Origin of the sequence: Rickettsia helvetica (assembly GCF_963970025.1) — a bacterium.
Classification (GTDB): domain Bacteria; phylum Pseudomonadota; class Alphaproteobacteria; order Rickettsiales; family Rickettsiaceae; genus Rickettsia; species Rickettsia helvetica.
Genome location: NZ_OZ018776.1, coordinates 805,635 through 830,841 on the forward strand (window position 1 = coordinate 805,635; position 25,207 = coordinate 830,841).

The following is a 25,207-nucleotide window of genomic DNA, read 5'->3' on the forward strand; positions in this document are numbered from 1 at the left end:
AATAAGATTAAAAACAATGATATTATACTATATAGGAATCTTATTAGTAATTATTGGATTATTTGCTATATTTTCAGGGATAATCGGGTTTTTTAGATTGCCTGATTTTTATACTAAATTACATGCAGCAAGTGTTATTGAGAGTTTTGGAGTGCCTATTTGCTTAATAGGCTTTGCGTGTATTAAAGCAGATATTATTAACTCTGTTAAATTAATTTTAGCAGCTTTATTGATTTTTCTACTAAATCCGGTAGCAACTAATGCACTTGGTAAAGCATCGCTGCTTTCGATATCATTCCTGCGAAAGCAGGAATCCAGAAAAACAATTAAAAATACTAATAATATTAGTATTTTTTAACTAGACCCCGTGGACAAGCCGCGGGGTGACAGTGGTGAAACCAAACCACGCAATAAAGCCCCGCTTTTGCAGGAATGACATTAGACACCAACATCTTATAAAACTAATGAATACAGCTTTAAATTTTGATCTCGGCAATTACCTACTTAACTTAATTGCTTTTTTATTAATTTTAATATCCATAAAAATAATTTTTGTTAAAGATTTACTAAATGCAGTTATTGCTTCCTCTGTCTTTAGCTTATTAATCGGTGTATCTTATCTCATTATGGATGCTCCTGATGTCGCAATGACCGAAGCAGCACTTGGAGCTTGCTTATCAACATGCGTATATTTGAATTTGTTACGTAAATTACCTCCTGATTTAAAGAATATTGAGAGAACTAATATTATTCCTGCAAGTTTAATATGTTTATTGTTTGTAGTAACTCTTGCTTATATGGGGCTAGAATTATCGAATTACGGTGATGATAATGCTCCTATTCATATGCATTCAAGTAAATATTATATAGAAAATACCAGTAAAGATATAGGTATACCTTCTCTTGTTGCAGCTATTCTTGCAAGCTATCGTGGATATGATACTTTAGGTGAAACTAGCGTAATTTTAATTGCAGGAATTGCCGTGTTGTTGATATTTTCAAAGAAAGATGTCATACCGCGACTTGATCGCGGTATCTTAGGACACAATATGCTAAACAAGATCCCGTGGTCAAGCCACGGGATGACAAAATCCACAATTATATTAAAAGCTTATCCGATAATAAAATATATCACTAGTTTTATAATACCTTATATAATTTTATATAGTATATATATTCAGCTTAACGGTGAGTCTTCGCCGGGCGGCGGTTTTCAAGCAGGTGTTATATTTGCATCTAACCTTATTGCTTATGATTTAGTTTACGGTAATCGAAAATTAAGCCGATATTTTCCTCCTAATGTGCTAATTTGTATTGCTATTTTAGGTGTAGCAATATATGCAATTATAGGAACTATATCACTCTTTTTTAATGATAATTATTTAAATTATTATTCACTAACAAATTTTATCGATGATAAGTTACTTGCTCAGCATATCGCTATAGTTATTGTTGAAATTGGCATAGGTTTAACTGTCGCAGCTATTATGTACTTAATTTACAACGTATTTAATAATTATGAATAATCTATTTGTATTAATTAAGCGTGAATTTATAGTGCAGAATCGCATTAATAATATAATTAAATATCTAGTTATATTTTTTTTATTTTGCATAATTAGTACTGTTTTAATTAACAATGAAAGGGATATTAATAAATTTGGTTTAATTTTTTCGGTAATTTGTTTATTAATTTCATTAATCGGTTTTTCTTCGATTATATTTAAATATGATTTGGAAGACGGAAGCTTAGAGTTATTATTATCAATTGTTAGTCATGAAAAAATGATATTAGCTAAATTTTTTGCTATATTTATCAGTAGTACGGTAGGGTTGGTTTTTATTTTACCCATTATTTATGTTTTTTTTGATCAAACTTTGCTTGAGATAGTATTTTTCTTTATTAGTGTATGGATGATATTAGTTTTATCAAGTAGTTTAGTAGTTTTATCCGGTAGCGTGCAATGTTATTTTAAGAAGAATGCTAACTTTGTCGGTACGTTTATCATGCCGTTATTAATTCCGAATATTATAATGACAGGTTTAATATTACAAGATAATAACTTACAATTAATTTTTATTATGATAGGAATTAATTTAGTATTTTTACCGATTTCATTCTTCTTGAGTTCCTATTTAATTAAAAATATTTATAATATTACGTGATTTTGCTTTATTTTTACTAATGTAGTGATATAAAATAAGATGAATATTATTAATAAATTTTTTTGAGAAAAATATATGTGGCAGGCTTTACGAAGGTTAATTGCAGCAAATCCTATGGGATTTTTTCTGTGGTCTATTATCACTAAATGGTATTTAATTATAGCAGTTGCTTCCTTAATTACTGTATATTATACAGTATTAGGATTAAAAAAGATTGGGTTTATAGATTATTTTACTAAAACTACAGTCGAGATATTAGATATAACTAAAGCAGTTGCTCAAAATTGTACTACAACACTCGGTCCTAATTGGAATCATTTAGTTAGTTTTTGGAATTGTTTAAGTGATCCTGGAGAATATAAGCATGAAGAAGGGACAGGAGCAAAAGTGTTAGAAGATGAAATAAATAAGCTTACGCCAAAACAAGCAGATAGTGCTGCAGACGCTGAACGTCCTATAATAAATCCTTATGAAGAACTAGAAAATCCAAATAATCTTAATAATACCCCAAGCAGTAGTAATAATAATCGTTAATTTATGTCACTTTAATATTGTATGTCGGATACTGAAGATAATAAAAACAAACAAACTACACGTCGTGATTTTATGGTTCTAACGGCTAGTAGTGTTGCAGCAGTTGGGGCAGCATGTACTCTTTGGCCTCTCGTTGATTCTTTAAACCCTTCTGCAGACGTGCTAGCTTTATCATCAATTGAGGTTGATTTATCAAATATTGCAGTAGGGCAAACAGTTACGGTTAAATGGCAAGGTAAACCGGTTTTTATCACTAACCGTACTCCTGATAAAATAGCTGAAGCAAGAGCCGTAAAAATGTCAGAACTGATCGATCCTGAACCGGATGAAGCACGTGTGAAAGCAGGGCATGATAATTGGTTGGTGACGATCGGGATCTGCACGCATTTAGGTTGTGTGCCGCTTGCTAATCAAGGTGAATATGATGGATGGTTCTGTCCGTGCCATGGTTCACAATATGATTCTTCAGGTAGAGTTAGAAGAGGTCCTGCTCCTTTAAATTTAGTAGTACCGCCTTATACCTTTATTAGCGACAAAAAAATTAGAATTGGGTAGTTTATTTATGAATGAAGATATTACCCCTAAAAAGCCTAATGCCGTTGTCCAGTGGATAGATTATCGCTTACCGATTTTCTCTTTCTTAAAGCATTTTAGCCATTATCAGACTCCAAAAAATCTTAGCTATTTGTGGAATTTAGGCTCTATTGCCGGTATTGCGTTAGTGATTCAGATAATTACCGGCGTGGTGCTTGCTATGCACTACACACCCCATGTTGATCATGCTTTTGATAGCGTTGAGCGAATCATGCGTAATGTAAATTACGGCTGGTTGCTGCGTTATACTCATGCAGTAGGTGCATCGATGTTTTTTGCCGCCGTATACTTACACATAGCAAGAGGTTTATATTACGGCTCTTATAAAGCACCTAGGGAACTGCTTTGGCATATCGGTATCATCATTTTTCTAACCATGATGGCTACTGCTTTTATGGGCTATGTGCTTCCTTGGGGGCAGATGAGCTACTGGGGAGCAACGGTTATTACTAATTTATTTTCGGCTATTCCATTAATAGGGGAATCCATAGTTACGTGGCTGTGGGGTGGTTTTTCCGTTGATAACCCGACATTAAATAGATTCTTCTCACTGCATTATTTATTGCCGTTTATTATTGTTGCTCTTGTGATGCTGCATTTAGTAGCCTTACATCAGCATGGCTCAAATAACCCAAAAGGTATCAACGTTCAAAGCCCTAAAGATACTATTCCGTTTCACCCTTATTATACCGTAAAGGATTTTGTCGGTTTTGGGGTTTATTTCATAATATTTGCCTATTTTATTTTTTACGAACCGAATTATTTAGGTCATCCCGATAATTACATTCCAGCAAATCCGTTAGTTACGCCTGCTCATATCGTACCTGAGTGGTATTTTTTGCCGTTTTATGCGATCCTTAGAGCCGTACCTTCTAAACTCGGCGGGGTGCTATTAATGTTCGGAAGTATATTTGTGTTATTCTTACTACCTTGGCTTGATACTTCAAAAATCAGAAGTAGTAATTATAGACCAATATACCGAATTGCTTTTTGGATATTTATGGCAGATTGTTTATTGCTTGGTTATTTAGGCGGGCAGCCGGCAGAAGAGCCGTATATTACCATTAGCCGTTTTGCTGCGTGCTATTACTTTTTTCATTTCTTAGTAGCTCTGCCGCTGATAGGTAAATATGAGAAGCCACTGCCATTGCCGGAGGAGTTGTAAGAGTTAAGTCGTCATTGCGAGCAGCCGTAGGCTGCGTGGCAACCTCATAAAGCAGGACTCCTGAGATTGTTTAGTCGAATGACATAGTAATGACGTTTTTTGTATCATGCAAATTTATGAAGCAACCAATAGTATATATAGTAACTAACAAGAAAAATGGTATACTCTATACCGGTGTTACTTCTAATTTAATAAGAGTATACCAACACAAAAATGATATAATTAAGGGGTTTAGTAAAAAGTATAATTGCAAAATTTTAGTATTTTATGAGATTCATGAAACTATGAATTCAGTAATAAATAGAGAAAAACAAATTAAAGCCGGTTCAAGAGACAAAAAAATTAAATTAATAGAACAAACAAATATAAATTGGGATGATTTATATAATGAAATTATTCTGTAATAAAAATATCATTGCAAGGAAAGACAAAATCTCGACACGACAATCTTATAAAATAATAATAAACTTCTGAGATTGCTTCGTCAAAATTTTCAATTTTTCCTCGCAATGACGACTCAAAAAATTTATGAAAACTAAACTACTTATCTCTAGCATCATACTACTAACTTCATGCTTAAGTCTAGCCAACGAAGAAGCATTACCACCGAAAAAGATGAAATGGTCATTTGACGGCGTATTTGGCACAGTTAATCGTGAAGCTGCACAAAGAGGTTTTCAGGTCTATAAAGAAGTTTGTAGCGTTTGCCACGGTTTAAACAATTTATATTACCGTAATCTTAAAGATATCGGTTTTTCGGATGATGAAATAAAAGAAATCGCTAAAGGATATACGATAAAAGACGGACCTAATGATGATGGTGAGATGTTTGACCGTCCCGCTCTTCCATCGGATCGTTTTGTACCTCCTTACCCTAATGAGCAAGCAGCGAGAGCGGCTAATAATGGAGCCCATCCTCCTGATCTATCTTTAATAATAAAAGCACGTCATGACGGAGCTAATTATATATATTCGCTCCTTACCGGCTATACCGAACCGCCGGCAGATTTTAAGCTGATGCAAGGAACTCATTATAATCCCTATTTCCCTGGCGAGCAAATAGCAATGCCACCGCCGCTTACAGACGGGCAGGTAACCTATATGGACGGTACTAACGCAAGTGTAGAGCAGATGTCGCATGATGTTGCGGTATTCCTGCAATGGGCAGCTGAGCCGGAAATGGAACACCGTAAATCTATGGGTCTTAAAGTTATGATGTTTTTGGTAGTATTTACTATCTTTTTCTATATTGCAAAAAACCGCATTTGGTCTAATTTAAAGTAGTTCAATATTATTTTTACACGGTAAAATCGTCATTGCGAGCGACCAAAGGCGTTGTTGTATGGATTGAAAAACGCACTCGGTGTCATCCCGTGGTCAAGCCACGGGGTGACAGTGGAAAAGCCGATCCATGCAACAACGTCCCTCTCTTAGTATAATGACTTATCTTTGCTATACTTATCCTAAAATTTATATAGATAGGTATTTATGATTACTTTATTTGCAGCGATTACAGGCTTTATTAGCTCTATTATTCCTGAAGTTTTAAAAATATACAAAGATATTAACGACAAAAAACACGAGATAAATATTTTAGATCGTCAAATTGCTAATAACAAACTCAATCAATCCAAAACTTTTACAGAGCTTACTATATCGCAAGAAATGGCAGAGCAATATTCTCTTTACTCCACTTATAAATCAGGTGTTAGTTGGGTTGATGCTTTAAACGGCTTGGTAAGACCCATACTCGCCTATAGCTTTTTTGCAATGTATGGGGGTGTTAAATATGTTCAATATAAATCGTTAAAAAGTTCTGCTCTGCTAGTGGAGTATTTAGATATATTATGGAGCATAGAAGATCAAACTATTTTTGTGGGGATTATTAGCTTTTATTTTGGTCAACGTACTTTCAGCAAATTATGGAAGTATACTCGGTCAATTTCAAAAAGAGCTAGGAGTTCACAAGGCGAGGAGCGGAGCGTATACTTAATACGTGAGCACCACAGATCTTGTAGAACGACAACGCCAATTTTTGAAATTGACCGAGTATACTAATTCTTCATTTACTCTGAGTATATAAGACTTGAATTTTGAATAGATAATGTTATATGTTTAAATATATAACTAACAAAATTAATGGTGGTTTTATGTTAAAGAGCGTAAGATTATATATTCCGTCTATAGCAGCTATTATTTTATCTAGTAATATTGCAATAGCTAATAAGAATTATGATTCCGGTCATGCAATGCCGCTGCGTCAGGTAGTAGATTTAATAGATAATCAAATTACAAATATTGATAATTTATTTAAAAATAGATTGCCATTGTATGAATTTAATAGCATAAAAAGCAATTTTATTACTAAAGATAAGCACTATATTATTATTATGGAAGTACCTGGTTTTGATAAAAGTCAAATTAAGGTTAAAGTGAACGGCAATAAATTATTTATTACAGGGAATATAGAAGAAAAAAATAAAGGTGATGATTCAGATAATTATATGAATAAAAATTTTAATTATGTAATGTCATTATATGAAGATGTAGATCAGGCAAATATCTCTTCAAGTCTTAAGAATGGAATACTTACTATTATTCTACCTCGCATTGAGATTAAAGAACAAGAAGCAAGAGAGATACCGATTAATTAATTAGCATTTAATTTTTCTGAAACAAAACCTTTCTCTATATAGCTAGGTAATTTTATTAGCTCCTGTTTTAGTTCATGATCTACTCCTGAGGTTTCAAATATTCGATCGACTAAAAAAATCATAAGTTTAGTGTTATGATTGAAGAAGAAGTCAAAATTCGGTTTGTTATCAAAATATCGATTAACACGAGGAAAATGATAAGCATGAGTAACAATAGCAATTTCGGCATTATCTAGGTCAATATTACCGTTTTCATGCTCTTTATATAGAGTTTTAAATTGTCCGCCGGTATTGGTGTGATTTTCCGGTAACGTGAAAATATAGAAATTTTCTTTCAGATAATCGATAATAATATTTTTATCAAGGGCTTCTTTTAGTAAGCTATTATCATGAGCTCTGCCATTAAATAAAATTATCGGTCCGTATTTTTATAATTCTTCAGATGTTAAGTTAGATTCCTGCTTATCAAGTTTTTTAGCTGCTACTTCTCTTGCTATTTCGATCCCAAAGCCTCATTCTATTATATCCGTCCTCTTTATCTACCGCTCCAATATTTTGAGCATCAGAATTAATCGGTATTTTTGTATAAGAATGTCTTGCAGATAAAACCCATACATAGTTTATATTCTTATCTATTTCAGGATTTTCGGTTGCATAAATATTTTGTATTTCTGAGATAAAATTCTTGCGGATTTTTTCATTAGCAGGATCAAACTCTAGATTATTTAGATCGGTTATTATCTGCTCAAAATGTTTGTCTTGAGTAAATTTTTGATAATTTTGGAATCCTAAAAATGAAACTACACCTATAATAATTATAGCAATAACAGTGGTAAGGTTTTTATAGTTTTTCATGTTGTGATAAAAATAATGAGGTTGAAATACGGATATGTCATACCATAGCTTGACTGTGATATCAAGAAAAATAACTTTTAGTAACTTATTCGCTTTTTAGCTTTGCTAGCTCTTGAGGGGTAGGCAGAAATTTTTCAAGCTTTTTAGGTAATGTTTCTGTAAGCTTAAATTGTGATACTCCTATTGATTTTTGGATGCCTTCTATAGCGTATTCTACAGTAATACCTTGTTTTTCTTCACACAAAATTAACCCAATTGTAGGATTATCCGAATTATCTTTAATTTTGCGATCCATTAAATTAAGATAAAAATTTAGTTTACCGGCATATTCCAGCTTAAACTTACCGGTTTTTAATTCAATAACAACATAACATTTGAGTTTTATGTGATAAAAAACTAAATCCAAATAATAATCTTCTCCCTCAAGTTCTATATGATACTGATTGCCAACAAATGCAAAACCTTGTCCTAACTCTAATAAAAAGTTTTTAATATTATCTATCAATTTATTTTCTAAATCTCATTCTATTATTTTATCTTGAATATCTAAAAATTCTAAGTTGTCTTTTATAATCGACCTTGCTAAATCAGATTGTAATTCAGGTAAAGTATTGGAAAAGTTATTTATACCTTTCGCTGACCTTTCATATAAATTACTTTTAATTTGCAAAGATAATACATTTCTTGACCAACCATTTGCGATGGTTTGTTGTGCATACCAAATTCTTTGATTTATATTTTTTAGTTTTGAAAAAATAATAATATTATGACTCCATGGGATTTCTCCAACCGCCTGTTGGAGAATTTGGTCATTATTATATTCTGCAAAAAACTGACACATATAAGAAAGGTTTTGATATGATAATCCTTTCATTTCAGGAAATTCTTTACGCAAATCATCAGAAATATTTTGAATAACTTTTGATCCCCATTTCTCTTTATTCTGACGTTCTAAAATTAATTTTCCTATATTCCAATAAAGAACTATCAATTCTTTATTAACTGCTAAATGGGCTCTAATACAAGCTTTGCTAATTTCTTGTTTTAAATTTTTAATTAAATCAGTATATGATTCATTACTTAAAATATTGCTCATTGATTTTAACTACTTCTTACCACCTGCATTCATAGCAAGGCTTGCGGAAACAAATTCTTCAAGGTCACCGTCAAGTACTCCTTTAGTATCAGAAGTTTCATAATCGGTGCGTAAATCTTTCACCATTTGATACGGTTGCAAAACGTATGATCTAATTTGATGTCCCCAGCTATTATCGGTTTTAGCGGCATTCTGCTCGTTAACGCTGTCCGTGCGTTTCTGCATTTCAAGCTCATAGAGTTTTGCTTGAAGCATTTTCATAGCTTGAGCTTTATTTTTATGCTGTGACCTATCGCTTTGGCATTGCGTTACCGTATTGGTCGGTATATGGGTGATACGTACCGCAGAATCAGTAGTATTAACGTGCTGTCCGCCGGCTCCCGATGCTCTAAAAGTATCGATTCTTAAATCCTTATCCTCAATAGTAATTGCTATATTATCGTCAATTTCAGGATATACCCAACTACTTGCAAAGCTGGTCATTCTTTTACCTGCTGCATTAAACGGAGAAATACGTACCAGCCTATGAACTCCTGCTTCAGTTTTAAACCACCCGTAAGCACGCTTGCCTATTATCCTAATCGTACATGATTTAATGCCTGCTTCTTCGCCGTTAATAATATTGATTATTTCGGTTTTAAAGCCGAGTCTCTCGGCAAAACGCAAATACATACGCATCATAATAGATGCCCAGTCATGGCTTTCAGTTCCTCCCGCGCCGGCATTAATCTCTAAAAAGCAATTATTACTGTCTGCTTCACCTGAAAATAAACATTCAGTTTCAAATTTGGCAGCGATTATGCTTAAATTTTTAAAGTCCTGTTCAACTTGTGAAAGTGTTTCTAGGTCGTTTTCGGCTTCAGCCATTGCTTCAAGTTCTAAAACATCTTTTAAATTGGATTTGAGCTTATTAAAAGCATTTAGTTTTTCTTCTAAATTACTTTTTTCTCGTAGTAATTTTTGTGCATTAGCCTGATCATTCCATAAACTCGGGTCGGCTGCTAATTCTTCTAGTTCTTTCAGTCTTTCAGTTGATGCTTCAACGTCAAAGTGACCTCCAAAGTAGTTCTAAAGACTGCTCAATTTTTTTTACGTAATTTTCTATTTCGGCTTGCATTATTTTTTCCTGTTATAAATTTCGATTTTGTTGTATATTATCGTGATTGTAGCCGTCATAAGCTACGGAAATTACAAAGTAATTGTACGTACACAATAATCTCAAGAGTTTGTTATTATTTCATGAGATTACCACGTCGAGGCTTCACCTCTCCTCGCAATGACGGGGATGACAAAATACAAATTATATCACAATAATTATGAATAATCAAAAATATATAAGGAACTTTTCAATAATCGCTCACATCGATCACGGTAAATCTACATTAGCCGATAGGTTAATTGAGCATTGCGGCGGCTTGCAGGCTAGGGAAATGAGCCAGCAAGTACTAGATTCGATGGATATCGAAAAAGAGAGGGGTATAACTATTAAGGCACAAACCGTGCGGCTTGTATATAAAGCTAAAGACGGCAATACCTACTATTTGAATCTAATGGATACTCCTGGGCATGTTGATTTTGCTTATGAGGTTAGTAGGTCACTTGCTGCTTGTGAAGGGTCGCTATTAGTAGTTGATAGTACGCAAGGAGTAGAAGCCCAAACGCTTGCCAATGTTTACCAAGCAATCGAGAATGATCATGAGATTGTGCCGGTGCTTAATAAGATTGATTTGCCGGCGTCAGAACCTGAGCAGGTTAAGCAGCAAATAGAGGATATAATTGGGATCGATGCAAGTGAAGCTGTATTGATTTCGGCAAAAAGCGGTATAGGTATTGAGTTAGTTTTAGAGGCAATAGTAAATAAATTACCTCCGCCGAAAGAAAGTAACACTGATATTTTAAAAGCTTTGCTTGTTGATAGTTGGTATGATCCATATCTTGGTGTGGTTATTTTAGTACGTATTATTGATGGAACTCTGCGTAAGAATATGCGGATTAAAATGATGGCTACTAACTCAGTTTATACAGTTGAGAATGTTGGATATTTTACTCCGAAAAAACATATTTCGGATGTTTTGCATGCAGGCGAAATCGGCTTCTTTACTGCTTCTATAAAGCAAGTAGCGGATTGTAAAGTCGGGGATACTATAACTGATGAGAAGAAGCCTTGCGAGCAAGCTCTACCGGGTTTTAAACCAAACTTACCCGTAGTGTTTTGCGGGCTTTATCCGACAGATAGTTCAGAGTTTGAGCATCTAAAGGATTCTCTTGCTAAATTACGCCTTAATGATGCTAGTTTTGAGTATGAAATGGAAAGCTCGTCAGCACTCGGAGTAGGTTTTAGATGCGGCTTTTTAGGGTTACTACATTTAGAGATAATCCAAGAACGTTTAAGTAGGGAATTCGATTTAGATTTGATCACCACTGCCCCAAGCGTAGTGTATAAAATCCATATGCGGGATGGTGAGAGCTTGGAGATTCATAACCCCGCAGATTTGCCTAATTTGCAAAAAATCGAATCGATGGAAGAACCATGGATTAAGGCCACTATAATGGTACCTGATGAGTTTTTAGGTGCGGTATTATCGCTTTGTACGGAAAAGAGGGGGATGCAACTCGATCATAGCTATATAGCAAATAGGGCTAAAATAGTTTATAAATTACCGTTACATGAGATAGTTTACGATTTCTACGATCGTTTAAAAAGCTGCTCTAAAGGTTATGCAAGTTTTGAATGGCAAATGGATGTTTATGAACCTTCCGAGCTTGTTAAGCTTGGGATTTTGGTTAACGCAGAAGCGGTTGATGCACTGTCCACAATCGTACATCGCTCACGTGCCGAGCAGAGGGGTAGAGCGTTATGCGTGCGGTTAAAGGACTTGATACCAAGACAGCAGATCGATATAGCAATTCAAGCAAGTATCGGTAGCCGTATTATTGCCCGTGAGACTATTAAAGCCCTGCGTAAAGATGTTTTATCTAAATGTTACGGCGGTGATATAAGCCGTAAGCGTAAACTTCTTGAGAAGCAAAAAGCAGGTAAAAAGAGAATGAGACAGTACGGTAATATCGAAATCCCGCAATCTGCCTTTATTGCAGCCTTGAAAATTGGGGATGAATAAACTTTTTTTATTTTGTATAAAGAAAACGCTAGACGTTATAGAAAAGATTTGTTATAAGAAGTTACAGCATATTTTAGAAAGCTTGATACAAGCGAATTTTGTAGATCTCGCCTGTGCTCACGTACTTTTGTACGCTGTGCAGGCTCGCCTTTAAATTCATCTTATCTGAAGCTTTCTAAAATATGCTGTATCTAAAATGTTTTAGAGTTTCTAGGTTCTGTGTGCTTTTGATTAATGATTATAATTATGAGATATTTTTAAGCGAAAATTAATAAGATTTTTGAGAGGATAGCTGTTCCTATTTCAAAAAAATCTTATAATTTGCAGCTAAAAGCCATAATTATAATCATTAATCAAAAGTACACAGGACTTCTATTCCTCGGTAGCTCAGTGGTAGAGCAAACGGCTGTTAACCGTTCGGTCGCTGGTTCGAGTCCAGCCCGGGGAGCCATTCCTCGGCTTTCGACAAATTTACGAATGAATCAAACGGCGAATGCAGCGTAAAGTCAAGCTTTTTGCCTGTTAATTTAATTGTCGAAAACATAGTTTTTATTAGGCGTCTTTTTCTCTCAACATTCGACAAAATAAAATATTGATGTGCATTGGCAGTTAGATTTAGTACATCTATCATTTTTTCCGTAAAACAATCATCACCTTTATTATGCTCCGCTATCTCTAACATTACTTTATCTTGATGTTTTTTCCATTATGTTTTCTTACGCAAAAACTCTTCTCTAGTTATAATCCCATCCGCTACTAACTCTAAATATGAGTCGAGCTTATTTGTTCTATGTTAAAAAACTAGTAAAGACTCGTTAAACGTCGTCAAATAGAACGTACAGTATTTTAGGGAAAGTTTACGCTAAAAAATTACTTGATAAACTCGAATATTTAAACGCTAAAATAAAAAATCCTGTTGATATAGAAGAAGTTAAAAAAGGTATCTACTATGCTCACAAGTATCACAGCTCACAAATGCGTCAATCAGGCGATCCTTATTACTCTCATCCGATTGAAGTAGCAATTATGCTCGCAGAGTTATAGCCGAAGAAGCTCCTAAGCTTTATAACGCTATTATGCTGCAAGCTGCTTTACTGCATGATACTATTGAAGATACAGAACTTACCGAAGAAATGATCACCGCAATTTTTGGACCGGAAGTAGCAAAGCACGTAGAGGGTTTAACTAGAATAAAACCTTACGGAAAAATAAGTAGCGAGGAAAGTTTAAATCTATTAATCAAACAAAAAAAACATGATACAGCTCTTATAAAACTCTTTGATAGAATCCATAATATACAAACATTAGGAGCTAAGTCAGCTGAAAAGGCTAGGAAAATAATTGAAGAGACACTAAAAAAGTTTTTAATTTTAAGTATGTATTTAGGAACACCAAAAATAAAAAATAAATTGTTAGAACTATGTTTAAAAAAATTAGAAGATAATGATGTTATTTCTAAAAGTAGTTCTGACTTTTCTTTTCTAACTGCTCAAAATGCAGTAACCCGTATCCGTAACCTATACTTATCGGAATCGCAATAAATAATACTCCCCAGTGACCAAAATAATTTACTAAATATATCATACTAAACGAAGTAACCATATGTATTAAAGCACGAGATAAGGCGTATAAAAAGCTCGAATAAGTGAATCTTTTGAAATACCGGGAAATGTTTAAAGAAAATTGGTATAGCAGGAACATCCCCTAAGCCAATAACAGCTAGCGTTACTGAATAATAAATAATTCTGTAGGAGCAGTGATATTATTTAGTAAATGCGGAATAATAACAATAAATAATGAAAATATAGCTAAAAATCCTTTAAGAATCTTTAAAGGATGTATTATACCGCTTAAGTAACATCTAAGGACTACACCTAATCCAAACTGCATTATAGATACAAAGAAATTATGAGTTATAACTTGTTCAGCAGTATAATGAAAAGTATCTTTCAAAATATTGCTACAATAGAAAAATACAAGATAAAAAGTGACAGGCCATGAGCATTGAATTAGAAAATATGATAAAGATGTCTTCCAGTGAACTTTTTCTTTCCAAATCGGATCATTTTCAAGTAATTTTATATCCATATTAGCTTTACTAAAGCTATTTTTAACTTGTTGTTTAGCATCTATAAAATCCCTAGCTTCGCGTAAACGGGTTCTAGCATAAACTCCTGTTATAGCAATTACTGTTCCTATAAAAAAAGCTATACGCCAGTTAAATCCAAAGTGAGTAATTAATGAAGCTAGCCCTAATGCTGTAACCCCTCCAAGTACTGAAAAACAAGCAATCAATGCTACAATTGGATATTGTTTAGGAGGTGATATTATTTCTGTAAGATAAAGCTCCGCTCCTATTAACTCGCCTAGAGACGACATGCCTTGAATAATACGACATATTGTAACGATCCAAGTAGCAGTAATTCCTATTTGGGTATAAGTAGGTAATCCAGCCATAATAGCACAAGAAATAGCCATTAAAATTGTAGTTATAATTACTGTAGATTGACGCCCATATTTTTATCACCCATCCACCCGAACAATAAAGCACCAAAAGGTCTAAAAACAAATGTAGAACAAAAAGCACTAGTAGAATATATAGCAGCAGTTTTAGTATCAGCTTTTGGAAAAAATAACTCATTAAGAAGTACTGTCATATGTACATAAATCATTAAATCAAAACACTCAAGGAAAGTTCCTAAAGATAATATTCCAACAGCTTCTTTTTGTTCTCTTGTTAACCTTCTCTGTTCTTTCTCATAGCCGAGCATCAATTCTTTATAAAAAATTAAATTGTAAAAAAATGCTATACTGTTTTATATAAAAGTCAATAGGAAATTTTGCTTTATACGATACATCAGAAAGTGAAGTGCAACTTATTATTAATTTATGTTATCAATTTTATAAATATAATTGAACTAGTTTAAAGCGGTATGTCTGTGTACCTGAGCATTCATCACAAGCCCAAAGCCGATTAGCATGGATGTGATCATTGTTCCGCCGTAAGAAATAAACGGTAAAGGTACGCCTACTACGGGGAGTAAGCCCATAACCATAGCTATATTAATAAATACATGGCTAAATAAAATTGAAGTAATACCTATTACCATTAATTTACTAAAAATCTCTCGGCAATTTGCAGCAATTAATAAAGAAATAGTTATAAGTGCAAAATATAATATTAGTAAAAACATTCCTCCTATAAAGCCGAATTCTTCAGCAAAGGTAGCAAAGATAAAGTCTGTTTGATGTTCGGGAAGAAAATCTAAATGGCTTTGGCTACCTTGATTTAAACCGCGTCCAAATAGGCTACCTGAACCTATAGCGATTTTAGACTGAATAATATTATAACTAGCACCGAGCGGATCATGTTCGGGATCTAAAAAAACCATTACCCGTTTTTTTTGATAATTATACATCATATTCCAAGCAATAGGCAGGCTAATAAGAGCAGCAAGACCTAGCATTATAAAATATTTTATTCTAAAACCTGCTGTAAAAAATATAATTGCCGAAACAATTAAGACAATCATCCCTGTACCGAGATCCGGCTCTCTAATTATTAGAAAAGCCGGTATTAAAACTCCTATAATCGGTATGATAATTTTGTGAAATTTTGTAAGATCATCAATTGTTAGTGAATGGAAATATCTAGCAAGCATTAGTACAACGGCGATTTTTATCGGTTCGGAAGGTTGAAGCTTAACTATACCGATATCGATCCATCTTTTACCGCCCATGGCAGTTGAGCCGAAAAGCTCCACGGCTACTAATAAAGCTAGCACGCAAAAATAGAAGATATACGAGAACCTAAATATTATTCGTAAATCAATTAATGCAATAATAATAGCTAAAGGCAAGAATATACAAAAATTTATAATTTGTTTGTAAGCCCAAGGCTGCAAATTACTATTTGCTGCAGAATAAAGCACAATGAAACCAATACAACAAATTAAGCTAATTAGTAAAATTAAAGTAATCGGTAATTTTTGTAATTGTTCTAGATAATTTTTATGCATTGTTTTTTATATTTATTTTGTCATACCGTGGAGGAAGTCGGCATTGCCTGTGTAGATCGGTTTCACCACTGTCACCCCGTGGCTTGTCCACGGGGTCTAGTTAAATATTAATAATATTAGTATTTTTTAGTTGTTTTACTGGATACCGTGGATAAGCCACAGGGTGACACCGAATGCGTTTTTTGGTCCACGCAACAACACCTGCTCGCAATGACGTTTATTTATCCAAAATCTCTAAACCCCCACATTAAACACTTTAAAAATAAATACTAATTCGTCGGCTGCCTCTTTCAGATAATCAAAACGACCGGTAGAACCTTTATGACCCGTATCCATATTTATTTTTAATAATAATGGATTATTGTCCGTTTTTAGTTCTCGTAATTTTGCTACCCATTTAACAGGTTCCCAGTAACCTACACGTGGGTCGGATATACCGCAAGTAACGAATAGAGCAGGGTAGTTTTGTGCTTTTACGTTATCATAAGGGGAATATGATTTAATATATTCAAAATATTCTTTCTCTTTCGGATTACCCCACTCATTATATTCCAAGAGAGTTAACGGTAAGCTTTCGTCAAGCATGGTACTCAGCACGTCTACAAACGGCACATGAGCGATTGCTGCTCTATAAATTTCCGATTTTTCGTTGAGTACATAACCTATTAACATACCTCCGGCACTACCGCCCATTATTACTATATTGTTGTTACTTGTATATTGCTCGTTAATTAAAGCTCTACTACAAGCTATGAAGTCTTCAAATGTTCTTTTTTTGGTTAAAAACTTAGCAGCTTCATACCAATCATGACCTAGATCATCGCTGCCTCTAATATGAGCAACTGCGTAAATAAAGCCACGATCGGCAAGCGTTACTGCCGTATTTTTAAAATTGACAGGTATGCTAATCCCGTAAGCTCCGTATCCCATTAAATATAAAGGATTTGAGCCGTCTTTTTTAAATAAAGATTTTTTGTAGAATAAAGTAATCGGTACTTTGACATCTTCATTATCTGCAAATATTCTCTCTACTTTATACTCCTCCGGATTAAAGCCTGAAGGTATTTCTTGGCTCTTTAATATCGTTAATTTATCGTTATCAAAATCGTAGCTATAAGTGGTATTTGGTCTTGCTAGAGAAGAGTAATTTACTCTAATATCGTCTTCCTCAAAGTTTGTAGAAAAACTATTTGCTTGGAAACTTTCATCGGGAAAATGAGTTGTGTTTTCTTGTAGATCTTTAAATCGCTTTATTTTAATTAGCGGTAAACCTTGGTCACGATAATTTAAGATTAAATAATTATTTGTAACATCAAAGCTTTTTAAATATTTGTCCTGTTCTTCCTTAATATAAATATCTTCCCAGTTAGTATTTTCAAAATTATTTACTGGCAGTTTTACAACATGGAAATTTTTAGCTTTATAATTAGTTTTAATATAAAAATAATCGCCATTATGTTCTATTTCATAGAATATTTTATTTTCTGCAGCTCGTACTAATTTAGGAGTGAAATTATCATCCTGCATAGAAATTACGTAAATTTCATTTTCATTATGATCGCCTGAATTTATAAAAATATATTTACTACTTGCTGATTTCTCACAGCTGATAAAATGAAGAGGATTTTTTACCTTGAATATTAATTTATCTTGAGTAGAATCTTCGCCTAAACGATGAAACATTACCTTGTCCCAGCGTTGATTCTTATTAATAGTAATATAGAAAAAGCCGTTTAATTTTTCATGCCAAATTATAGTAGGTGCGATTTCCTTTACTTCATCAGGTAAGTAGTTTTGTTCTTTAAGACTGTATATTTTGATATTGTATTGCTCATTACCTGTAAAATTAACGCTATAAGCCATTAAATTGTGATCAGGTGACATTGCGACTTTGGCAACATCGGTAAAACTGCCGTTTGGAGCAAGAAGGTTAACATCTAATATTACTTCTTCTCCTGCTTCCATGCTTTGATATTTTCTGCAATATATCGGATAATTTTTATCACCCTCTACTCTATGGTAATAGTAATAATCTTTTTTCTTAACATAAACTGACTCATCGTCTAATTTGACCCGTCCTTTTAATTCTTCAAAAATCTTTTCCTTATCCTTTTGCAGATCGGCAAAGAAATGTCTGGTATATTTATTCTCGGTCTTTAAGTAATCTAAAATTTTAGAGCCTTCGACATTTGGCCACCTCGGATCACGTAGCCAGTGATAATCATCGTTTATTGTTGTTCCGTGAACTTCAAAGCTGTAATTTTGTTTATCTGTTATTGGTGGTTTCATATTGTGACTCTTCTTTTATGTCATTCCTGTGTGGATCGGGTTTTCTGTTGTTATCCTAGCTAACTTAATCGCGGGATCCAATCTTTTTTAATTTTTTACTGGATATCGTGGTCAAGCCACGGTATGACAGCCAAAAGTACTAGATTCCCGCTTTCGCGGGAATGACAAGTATATAAATCAAACTAATTAATAGGAATAATACAATAAATATAGCAGTTTGCTGATTATGCCAAGCAGATATTTTACTTAAAATATTATCCCAAATAACCTTAAAATTAAGATATTCTTCCGCATCTTCGTTATTGTCTACCGTTTCTTTATATTTATCGATACTGAAATAGATAAGTTTTTCGATATATTGGTATAGGTCAAGGTTTATGTTTTCTGTCGAAATGCGTGGTATTTTTCTAAATATTAAAGCTAATAATAGTGAGATTGCAAGGATAACTAGCTTAAAGTTAGTAGTATGTGATATTTGAACAGGATAGAATAAACATACGCATAAAGTTATGATGCAGAAAGAGAGGTAGATTAAGTCCCTTAACGTCATTGCGAGAAAAAACTGTAAGTTTTGACGAAGCAATCCAGTAAAAATAGATCGGTTTTTTTCCTGGATTGCCACGCTCCTTTTAGTCGCTCGCAATGACGATAGCAAACTTTCCAACAATAACCCAAATAATACGGTACAAGTTGCTATTTTAGAAAATATAATAATATTATTTGCATCTAAAAGATCAGCAATTCCATCTTTGATATAAGAAGAGCTAATAGGCAGTATAGAGGTATATATTAATATACTAACTACAAACCCGCCTAATAGAATAGACCTCTTCAGAAACTCTACTTCTAGGGGTAATTTGTACGTCGATCCGGTACTCGAATCCTCACGTACGTTTTTGTACGCTGTGGTTCTGCGTTCCGTGTCTCCTTCAAATTTCTCCCTAAATCCTCGTTTCTGAAGAGGTCTAATAAGATTAATTTGAGTATTCTGAAGATCTTGATAATTTTTAATGTCGTACTCATCTTCTATATAAGTGAAATATAAAGCAAATAACCCGTTATATAATATATGTATGAATATAAAGCTTGTAATAAGATAAGCTATGTTTGGAGAGTTTATACTAATAGCCATTAATATAAAACCAAGCTGTGATACGGTAAGATAACATATCAATCGTTTAAGGTTTTTCTCGATTAGAGAAAATACTAACCCATAAATGATCATTGATATTCCAAAAAACTTAAGTATCTCAAGACTGCTAAATAATTTTAAAATGATAATTAAAGTAACTTTAGTAGTAAAACTTATTAAATATACAACACCGCCACTTGAAGCTATAGGATAGCAATTAACCACCCATCCGTTTACAAAAATAGCCGAGGCATTAATCAAACAACCTGCAAGTATGAATATTGCCGGTAACTCAAAATTATATACTGATTCCGTTAAAGAAATAAAAGCAGTATTACCTGTTGTTTGGATTAAAAGAGTCATACCGATTAAAATTAGCCCGCTACTGAATAAATGAGTGAGGAAATATTGACGTGCCGGTTTTATCTTTAATTGATCGCAAAAAATAATTATGCAGGCAAAAATCGTCATGAATTCAAGCGAGATTATCATGGAAATAAAATCAGCTGCAAATACACATATAATAGAGGATAAACAGTATAAACTACCTATTAAGCATTCTAATTTTCTATTTTGGGAAATTGTATAAAGATTTAAGATAGCAGTAACAATTAGAAATGCTAAAGCTATTAATTGATTTTGAGAGCTAAGGTCAAAAGCAAGTTCAAAATTAGCTAGCGAAAGTGCAAATTGAGTGTTTTGAATAAACATTTCAATCTTTAGAAGAAACTGTTAAAACTTCTAGTCCTTGAATTCTTTTAAAGTCTTTTACATTTAAAGTTAATATCGGAAAACCTTTTGTAATAGCCGTTGCTGCAATGAGCATATCATGAATTCCTATAGTTATACGTTGTTTGTATCAATCATGAATAATACGTGCATATGTATATACTTCTTCAATACCGAAAGGCAATATAGTAAACAGACTTTTTACATATTCTATAAAAGCTAAACATTTTATACGTTTATTCTCATTATTGACTCTATCTACTCCTATTAATAGTTCAGTTAACACAATAGGGCTAATATAAGCCTGACCATAATGTGACCATTGCTTAGTACTTAACCTTTCCTCTTTCTAAAGCTATGATTATAGAAGTATCAATAATTAATCCCATCTTTCAACCAATTTTTTAATATCTTGTCTAGTATTGCATCTTATTTCTTCGATATTTTTCATGAATTGATCGGTATCTTCAGGATCAAGGTGTGGGCCATTTTTAAAGGCTTTCTCTAAGTCTCTTACTGCTATAGAAGGCTTGGTTTCTGCAGGCGTAATCCTTGCTACTATATTATTACCTTTGTGAACGTCAAAGCTCTCGCCTTTATAGTAAACTCTATTCATAATATCTGAACAAAGAGCGTACAACTTCTGTTGCTCTAATAATTTGTGCCATATTTATCCTCAAAAATAATTACTATATTTACAGATAGCCTCTTACATATTATATGATTATATGTAAATTATGTAAATATGTTTATGTAATATAAGCTAAAAATTCTCTGATTAAGATTTGAATAAAATAAAAGAGAGTTACGGCACAGCAGCAAATTATTATACTAATTTGCATAGAGTAGGGGAGTGGTTTTGTTACGCTAGATTCTACCAAAGAAGGTTTATAAATAGAGCTTAATATTTTGAGAAGGTAAAGGCTTGAGAATATACTACTAGCTATTACGACAATCATAACGATAATTTGATTTTGTTCGCTTACGGCAAGTAATATTGAGAATTTGCTAATAAATCCGCTAAAGATAGGTATACCGATTAATGATAATGAAGAGATGGATATAATAAAAGAAATTAAAGGAAATTCTTTGGATGTACCATGTAAATTCTGTACTTGATCGGCTTTCTTTAAACTGTAAATACTTCCCATACTATAAAATAAGCAGATTTTTGTAAAAGAATGTGAAACTAAATGGAGTATTGCAGCTCCAAGTGCCTTAGGCGTTAACATGAAAGCACTAAGCAATGCGAGGCTTAATTGGTTCATAGTGGAGTAGGCGAGTATTTTTTTAATATTATCTGTGCCTAGTGCTTTGATTGAGCTGTAAAATATGCTTACTATAGGTATAAAAATTAACCAGTTAAGCTCGGCAAATATCATTTGTAAATATGATAAACTGAATATATATAATAGGATTTTGTAAATACAAAATAATCCGGTTTTAACCACTATTACGGCATGCAGTAAGCTACTAACGGGATAATGTGCAACCATTGCAGCAGGAAGCCATGAATGTACCGGAAAAATTGCAGTTTTAGCAATACCGAAAATAAACATTAATAATAAAATAATGGATTGGCTTTGAGAAAAATAATTTTCTACTAGGCTACCGCTTGCAAAATCCCCGTTACCGGTTTTAGCATAAATGATTATCACTGCCGGTAAAAGTAATATTGTGGCAGAAATCATCAGAATTTTTAAATATTTGTATAACCCGCTAAGTACTATATTATTTTTGGTATGTCCTATTAAAAAAGCTGTAGAAATAGTTAAAAGCTCATAGCAAATAAACATCGTAAATAAGTTACTAGATAAGGCAATTAAAACACCGATTAGAATAGTTAAGTTAAAGCAAAATAAGAATCTAGAAGAGTGTTCTATATTATTAATAGCAAGATATTTTGGAGTGTAAAGTAAAGCACAAATCCATAAAAAGCCTATTAAGCTTAAGAAAATAAGCCCTAAAGGTTCAAGATGAAAACCTATAGAGTAATTACCGAATATATTAAATTCAAATCCTGCTCTAATACCTTTTAAAAACAACCAGTCTATAATTAAAATATTACCGAAGAAAAAAATAGCGATAGTAATAAGTAAAAAATTACGTATAAAACTATCTTTTTGAGTGGCATACGGACTGGTTAAGTTTAATACACCAACTAGCAAAGTTGATAGAATCAAAAGACTCGGAGTAGTAAATTGTGTAATCATGGTATTATATTATTGTTCGTTGTGTCATTCCGTTGATCGCAGGAATCTAGAAAAAGCGAATTATTGTTATGCCATGGCTTGACCACGGCATCCAGTAAAAACATCAAAACAATGTACTCCCTAAGTTTTTTTTTCTAGATCCCGCTACAAGTGAGCTAGGATGACATTAAAGGTTACTGGATTCCCGCTTTCGCAGGAATGACAATAGTACCATTTTATAATGGTAAAATAATGATCCTACGGAGCTGAGTAAAATTATAACAAAATCTAATAATAGTTTTTGTCTAAATAATAATTCAAGAATATTTATTTTGATAAAAAATAATGGGCTTATGGGTAAGCCGCAACTGCAAATAATAACAATTATTATTAAAACTTTGTTAGGATTCTTTTTATAGCTTTCATTATAAGCATCTATCAAGAAAAGAGCTATTTTATTTATACTATCTGCAAGTAATAAACTTGGTAAAACTATTATACCGTTTTCGGTTACGTATAATAAAAATACGTAACCTATTTGAGTGAAACACGAATAAATTATAATATTCTTGAAGTCTTTTGCCTGGTAAGCAAAATACGGGGCTATAATAATAGTTGCTAAAGCAATAGGTCTTATAAAGTTTGTAATAGCAGTTTTAATCGTCTCATAGCCTATAATAATATAAGTAAATTTATATATTATATATATTCCTATTATAGTAGAAATCCCTGCTAAATATACTAAAGTGACTGAAGCCGTGTTATTATAAGCTCTCATCATCCAAAAATGCATAGGGAAAAAGGCAGTTTTTAAAATAGCTCCTATTAAGAAAAAACCAATAGCTATAGTGACTATACGGGAATTAGTATGTTCTTGCAAATAAGCTGCAACATCATACACATTTAAGTTACCCGTAATGCTCAGTAAAAACCCTATAGATATAAGAATAAGAGTCGCTCCGATACTACCCATTATCAAGTAATCAAAAGCTCCGATTAAAGATTTTGGATTATTACCTGAGGCTATCAGGACATAGCTACTAAGTGCCGAAATCTCTATAAATACATATAGATTAAAGAAATCGTGAGTAGCAATCATTCCTAAATAGCCGGTATGAGCAAATAATAAAATACTATAAAATAAAGATTTTCTATTATTGTTGATATATTTTAAGATAGTTCGATTAGTAATCTTATGACAAAAAACTAAAAAGAATAATAAAACCAAGTTAAGATAAATAATAATAGCTTGGTTTAGTGAATTTAGCCGATATTCTATTCCTATTTTTGAAGTCCATCCTCCCATGGTGTAAGATAGTTCTGTATTTTGTATAATGCTATATCCATAAACATTGACCAAAAGACTAGATAAAATGCAAACTACGGTAATTACTCGTGCAAAGGTAGTAAAGCGAAAAGATATTATTGAGAGTAAAGCCCCGAATAAAGGGAATAATATTTGTATGATAGGGAAATGGTTAGCTAGGATCATTTATCAAAATTAATTTCATTTTCTGATATTGTACCAAAATGTTTATAAATTTGATATATTAAACTTAAAGCTACGCTAAGAGTAGCAAACCCAACTACTATAGCAGTTAGCATTAATACATGAGGCAAAGGGCTAGTGTAAGTAGTGACGCCCTCTTGTAAAATAGGTACACCGCCTGTTTTAATTTTTCCGATACTTAAATAAAATACTAACACCGAACTTTGAAAGATTCCAAGCCCGATAATTTTATGAATATAATTACGGCTTGTAAGCATTATAAATAAGCCGCTAGTTAGTAAGATCAAGGCAAAGAAATATATTAAATGCGACATAACATTGTCATACCATGGCTTGACCACGGTATCCAACAAAAAATTTAAAAAAGACTGGATCCTGCGACTTGATCGCAGGATGACAGTTAGTATGCTTTGAAAGACTGATTGAATACGCATGTGACTTTTTTACCCTTACGTATAGCGAGCTTAGGAAAAACCTGTTCAAGGATCACCATATTAGGATTATCTTGAGCAAGGCGATAATTTACTAAAGATTCTCGCAGTGAATCATCTACGGCAAAAATACCGGAAATTTCAGCATTTTTATCCCTAAATTGCAGATAAGTAAACTCGCCGTCGTCAAAAATTTTAATAGGAGCTATTTCTTCGCTGCCGCTAATATAGTAATTAAAGTTATATTTTTCAGGATGAGTAAGATCAGGACTTGCTGGGGAAGCAGAAAAAGTTTGCATATGACCGCTCATATTGTCATTTTCGTCATCCGGATAAAGAAACTTTACATTAAAGACCATTTCAGGATCACGCATATCAAGAGTTTCGGCGGCGTATAGTTCAAAGAAGTAAGTCCGTTTATTAGTAATTAAAGTCATATTAGTAGTAGCATCCGGTTCCATCGGTTTAATAAAAATCCTATGACCGGCAGGTACTATTTGCCATGAAGTAGTATCTCCCATAGAAATACTTACTATTTCCTCATCTCTTGCTAGTTCTATACTTGCTTGATAGCCGTAATATCCTGTGAATTTGAAAACATCGTCAGGGTTATAAGTCATAACTCTTAGACGTGGGTCTCGACCTAGAGGTCGTGATATAGTAAGAGCAAATACATCTAATGTAAGTATTATAAGAGTACAAAATATTATTAGTTGCTTCAT

At 33.1% G+C, this 25,207-nt stretch carries 23 protein-coding genes, 1 tRNA gene and 6 pseudogenes; 13 read left to right on the forward strand and 17 right to left on the reverse strand.

All coding sequences use genetic code 11. The features are described from left to right. The first annotated feature begins 16 nt into the window (after nt 1–16). The 10 genes from AB1146_RS04810 (at nt 17) to AB1146_RS04855 (ending at nt 7,113) form a co-directional block, all read left to right on the forward strand. Nucleotides 17–358, forward strand: coding sequence for a Na+/H+ antiporter subunit G (locus tag AB1146_RS04810; protein WP_010423517.1), 342 nt, complete (start codon nt 17–19; stop codon nt 356–358). 106 nt (nt 359–464) lie between these two features. Continuing rightward, the gene (locus AB1146_RS04815) at nt 465–1,526 is read left to right on the forward strand and encodes a DUF4040 domain-containing protein (RefSeq protein ID WP_010423516.1); all 1,062 of its coding nucleotides are present in this window, start codon (nt 465–467) and stop codon (nt 1,524–1,526) included. Beyond that, nucleotides 1,519–2,166: a heme exporter protein CcmB gene (locus AB1146_RS04820; protein ID WP_010423515.1), complete on the forward strand. Its 648-nt coding sequence runs from the start codon at nt 1,519–1,521 to the stop codon at nt 2,164–2,166. Before AB1146_RS04815 ends, AB1146_RS04820 begins: the two co-directional genes overlap by 8 nt. Nucleotides 2,167–2,241: 75 nt before the next feature. Continuing rightward, on the forward strand, nt 2,242–2,700 hold the full coding sequence (locus AB1146_RS04825; RefSeq protein ID WP_010423514.1) for a DUF2670 domain-containing protein: 459 nt from the start codon (nt 2,242–2,244) through the stop codon (nt 2,698–2,700). 21 nt (nt 2,701–2,721) lie between these two features. After that, nucleotides 2,722–3,255 (forward strand): ubiquinol-cytochrome c reductase iron-sulfur subunit, encoded by a 534-nt coding sequence (gene petA, locus AB1146_RS04830; protein WP_010423513.1) that lies wholly within the window; start codon nt 2,722–2,724, stop codon nt 3,253–3,255. Nucleotides 3,256–3,262: 7 nt separating this feature from the next. Further along, nucleotides 3,263–4,459 carry a cytochrome b gene (locus tag AB1146_RS04835; RefSeq protein WP_010423512.1) on the forward strand — a complete coding sequence of 399 codons (1,197 nt, stop codon included), beginning with the start codon at nt 3,263–3,265 and terminating at the stop codon, nt 4,457–4,459. 116 nt (nt 4,460–4,575) lie between these two features. Further along, nucleotides 4,576–4,863, forward strand: coding sequence for a GIY-YIG nuclease family protein (locus AB1146_RS04840; protein ID WP_010423511.1), 288 nt, complete (start codon nt 4,576–4,578; stop codon nt 4,861–4,863). Nucleotides 4,864–4,987: 124 nt separating this feature from the next. Further along, nucleotides 4,988–5,743, forward strand: a complete 756-nt coding sequence (locus AB1146_RS04845) for a cytochrome c1 (RefSeq protein WP_010423510.1) — start codon at nt 4,988–4,990, stop codon at nt 5,741–5,743. Between the two features lie 204 nt (nt 5,744–5,947). Next, nucleotides 5,948–6,517 (forward strand): hypothetical protein, encoded by a 570-nt coding sequence (locus AB1146_RS04850; protein WP_010423509.1) that lies wholly within the window; start codon nt 5,948–5,950, stop codon nt 6,515–6,517. A gap of 92 nt (nt 6,518–6,609) precedes the next feature. Next, entirely contained in the window at nt 6,610–7,113 is a 504-nt protein-coding gene (locus tag AB1146_RS04855; protein ID WP_010423508.1) for an Hsp20/alpha crystallin family protein, read from the forward strand. Here AB1146_RS04855 and AB1146_RS04860 read toward each other — a convergent pair. The 6 genes and pseudogenes from AB1146_RS04860 to prfB form a co-directional block, all read right to left on the reverse strand. Beyond that, a complete protein-coding gene (locus AB1146_RS04860; RefSeq protein ID WP_269572104.1) occupies nt 7,110–7,235 on the reverse strand; it encodes a hypothetical protein in 126 nt (41 codons plus the stop codon). The two genes, AB1146_RS04855 and AB1146_RS04860, sit on opposite strands and share 4 nt — an antisense overlap. 110 nt (nt 7,236–7,345) lie before the next feature. Beyond that, a pseudogene (locus AB1146_RS08565) lies at nt 7,346–7,529 on the reverse strand (hypothetical protein). A 58-nt stretch (nt 7,530–7,587) separates the two neighbouring features. After that, nucleotides 7,588–7,968, reverse strand: coding sequence for a hypothetical protein (locus AB1146_RS04865; RefSeq protein ID WP_040611325.1), 381 nt, complete (start codon nt 7,966–7,968; stop codon nt 7,588–7,590). Between the two features lie 85 nt (nt 7,969–8,053). Further along, complete coding sequence (locus tag AB1146_RS04870) at nt 8,054–8,473, reverse strand: PDDEXK nuclease domain-containing protein (protein ID WP_010423507.1); 420 nt, start codon at nt 8,471–8,473, stop codon at nt 8,054–8,056. Between the two features lie 15 nt (nt 8,474–8,488). Beyond that, entirely contained in the window at nt 8,489–9,064 is a 576-nt protein-coding gene (locus tag AB1146_RS04875) for a DUF1016 N-terminal domain-containing protein (protein ID WP_010423505.1), read from the reverse strand. A gap of 9 nt (nt 9,065–9,073) precedes the next feature. Next, nucleotides 9,074–10,181 (reverse strand): peptide chain release factor 2 gene (gene prfB / locus AB1146_RS04880; RefSeq protein ID WP_156790191.1). Its coding sequence is split into 2 segments (ribosomal slippage): nt 9,074–10,111 and nt 10,113–10,181, totalling 1,107 coding nucleotides; the frame shifts between segments, so codons are not numbered across the junction. A gap of 199 nt (nt 10,182–10,380) precedes the next feature. Between prfB and lepA the strand changes: the two genes are divergently transcribed. Next, complete coding sequence (gene lepA / locus AB1146_RS04885; RefSeq protein ID WP_010423501.1) at nt 10,381–12,183, forward strand: translation elongation factor 4; 1,803 nt, start codon at nt 10,381–10,383, stop codon at nt 12,181–12,183. Between the two features lie 62 nt (nt 12,184–12,245). Here lepA and AB1146_RS04890 read toward each other — a convergent pair. Then, nucleotides 12,246–12,374: pseudogene (locus AB1146_RS04890) on the reverse strand (palindromic element RPE3 domain-containing protein); the annotation flags it as partial. A gap of 185 nt (nt 12,375–12,559) precedes the next feature. On the opposite strand from AB1146_RS04890, the gene AB1146_RS04895 reads away from it, so the two are divergent. Together AB1146_RS04895 and AB1146_RS04900 are read left to right on the forward strand one after the other, a co-directional pair. Then, nucleotides 12,560–12,634 (forward strand) — tRNA-Asn (locus AB1146_RS04895). A gap of 392 nt (nt 12,635–13,026) precedes the next feature. Next, nucleotides 13,027–13,724: pseudogene (locus AB1146_RS04900) on the forward strand (HD domain-containing protein). Here AB1146_RS04900 and AB1146_RS08570 read toward each other — a convergent pair. The 10 genes and pseudogenes from AB1146_RS08570 to virB9 form a co-directional block, all read right to left on the reverse strand. Further along, nucleotides 13,639–14,954: pseudogene (locus tag AB1146_RS08570) on the reverse strand (MFS transporter). The pseudogenes AB1146_RS04900 and AB1146_RS08570 overlap by 86 nt on opposite strands. Before the next feature lie 147 nt (nt 14,955–15,101). After that, nucleotides 15,102–16,202 (reverse strand): rod shape-determining protein RodA, encoded by a 1,101-nt coding sequence (rodA, locus tag AB1146_RS04915; protein WP_010423497.1) that lies wholly within the window; start codon nt 16,200–16,202, stop codon nt 15,102–15,104. Between the two features lie 234 nt (nt 16,203–16,436). Beyond that, nucleotides 16,437–18,491, reverse strand: a complete 2,055-nt coding sequence (locus AB1146_RS04920) for a S9 family peptidase (RefSeq protein WP_010423496.1) — start codon at nt 18,489–18,491, stop codon at nt 16,437–16,439. A 139-nt stretch (nt 18,492–18,630) separates the two neighbouring features. Continuing rightward, a complete protein-coding gene (locus AB1146_RS08575; RefSeq protein WP_010423495.1) occupies nt 18,631–20,334 on the reverse strand; it encodes a palindromic element RPE1 domain-containing protein in 1,704 nt (567 codons plus the stop codon). 1 nt (nt 20,335) lies between these two features. Then, a pseudogene (gene vapC / locus AB1146_RS04940) lies at nt 20,336–20,741 on the reverse strand (ribonuclease VapC). Next, nucleotides 20,732–21,020: pseudogene (gene vapB, locus AB1146_RS04945) on the reverse strand (type II toxin-antitoxin system antitoxin VapB). The pseudogenes vapC and vapB overlap by 10 nt, the downstream one beginning before the upstream one ends. Nucleotides 21,021–21,101: 81 nt before the next feature. After that, a complete protein-coding gene (locus AB1146_RS04950) occupies nt 21,102–22,565 on the reverse strand; it encodes a proton-conducting transporter membrane subunit (protein WP_010423488.1) in 1,464 nt (487 codons plus the stop codon). A 166-nt stretch (nt 22,566–22,731) separates the two neighbouring features. After that, a complete protein-coding gene (locus tag AB1146_RS04955; protein ID WP_010423487.1) occupies nt 22,732–24,036 on the reverse strand; it encodes a proton-conducting transporter membrane subunit in 1,305 nt (434 codons plus the stop codon). Continuing rightward, entirely contained in the window at nt 24,033–24,368 is a 336-nt protein-coding gene (locus AB1146_RS04960; protein ID WP_010423485.1) for a Na+/H+ antiporter subunit C, read from the reverse strand. Before AB1146_RS04960 ends, AB1146_RS04955 begins: the two co-directional genes overlap by 4 nt. Nucleotides 24,369–24,454: 86 nt before the next feature. After that, entirely contained in the window at nt 24,455–25,207 is a 753-nt protein-coding gene (virB9, locus tag AB1146_RS04965) for a P-type conjugative transfer protein VirB9 (protein ID WP_010423483.1), read from the reverse strand.

Excerpts from the sequence above, each read along its gene's own strand:
- AB1146_RS04810 (WP_010423517.1), top strand. The coding sequence starts at position 17 with ATGATATTATACTATATAGGAATCTTATTAGTAATTATTGGATTATTT.
- AB1146_RS04815 (WP_010423516.1), top strand. The coding sequence starts at position 465 with ATGAATACAGCTTTAAATTTTGATCTCGGCAATTACCTACTTAACTTA.
- AB1146_RS04820 (WP_010423515.1), top strand. The coding sequence starts at position 1,519 with ATGAATAATCTATTTGTATTAATTAAGCGTGAATTTATAGTGCAGAAT.
- AB1146_RS04825 (WP_010423514.1), top strand. The coding sequence starts at position 2,242 with ATGTGGCAGGCTTTACGAAGGTTAATTGCAGCAAATCCTATGGGATTT.
- petA (WP_010423513.1), top strand. The coding sequence starts at position 2,722 with ATGTCGGATACTGAAGATAATAAAAACAAACAAACTACACGTCGTGAT.
- AB1146_RS04835 (WP_010423512.1), top strand. The coding sequence starts at position 3,263 with ATGAATGAAGATATTACCCCTAAAAAGCCTAATGCCGTTGTCCAGTGG.
- AB1146_RS04840 (WP_010423511.1), top strand. The coding sequence starts at position 4,576 with ATGAAGCAACCAATAGTATATATAGTAACTAACAAGAAAAATGGTATA.
- AB1146_RS04845 (WP_010423510.1), top strand. The coding sequence starts at position 4,988 with ATGAAAACTAAACTACTTATCTCTAGCATCATACTACTAACTTCATGC.
- AB1146_RS04850 (WP_010423509.1), top strand. The coding sequence starts at position 5,948 with ATGATTACTTTATTTGCAGCGATTACAGGCTTTATTAGCTCTATTATT.
- AB1146_RS04855 (WP_010423508.1), top strand. The coding sequence starts at position 6,610 with ATGTTAAAGAGCGTAAGATTATATATTCCGTCTATAGCAGCTATTATT.
- AB1146_RS04860 (WP_269572104.1), bottom strand. The coding sequence starts at position 7,235 with ATGATTTTTTTAGTCGATCGAATATTTGAAACCTCAGGAGTAGATCAT.
- AB1146_RS04865 (WP_040611325.1), bottom strand. The coding sequence starts at position 7,968 with ATGAAAAACTATAAAAACCTTACCACTGTTATTGCTATAATTATTATA.
- AB1146_RS04875 (WP_010423505.1), bottom strand. The coding sequence starts at position 9,064 with ATGAGCAATATTTTAAGTAATGAATCATATACTGATTTAATTAAAAAT.
- lepA (WP_010423501.1), top strand. The coding sequence starts at position 10,381 with ATGAATAATCAAAAATATATAAGGAACTTTTCAATAATCGCTCACATC.
- rodA (WP_010423497.1), bottom strand. The coding sequence starts at position 16,202 with ATGCATAAAAATTATCTAGAACAATTACAAAAATTACCGATTACTTTA.
- AB1146_RS04920 (WP_010423496.1), bottom strand. The coding sequence starts at position 18,491 with ATGAAACCACCAATAACAGATAAACAAAATTACAGCTTTGAAGTTCAC.
- AB1146_RS08575 (WP_010423495.1), bottom strand. The coding sequence starts at position 20,334 with ATGTTTATTCAAAACACTCAATTTGCACTTTCGCTAGCTAATTTTGAA.
- AB1146_RS04950 (WP_010423488.1), bottom strand. The coding sequence starts at position 22,565 with ATGATTACACAATTTACTACTCCGAGTCTTTTGATTCTATCAACTTTG.
- AB1146_RS04955 (WP_010423487.1), bottom strand. The coding sequence starts at position 24,036 with ATGATCCTAGCTAACCATTTCCCTATCATACAAATATTATTCCCTTTA.
- AB1146_RS04960 (WP_010423485.1), bottom strand. The coding sequence starts at position 24,368 with ATGTCGCATTTAATATATTTCTTTGCCTTGATCTTACTAACTAGCGGC.
- virB9 (WP_010423483.1), bottom strand. The coding sequence starts at position 25,207 with ATGAAGCAACTAATAATATTTTGTACTCTTATAATACTTACATTAGAT.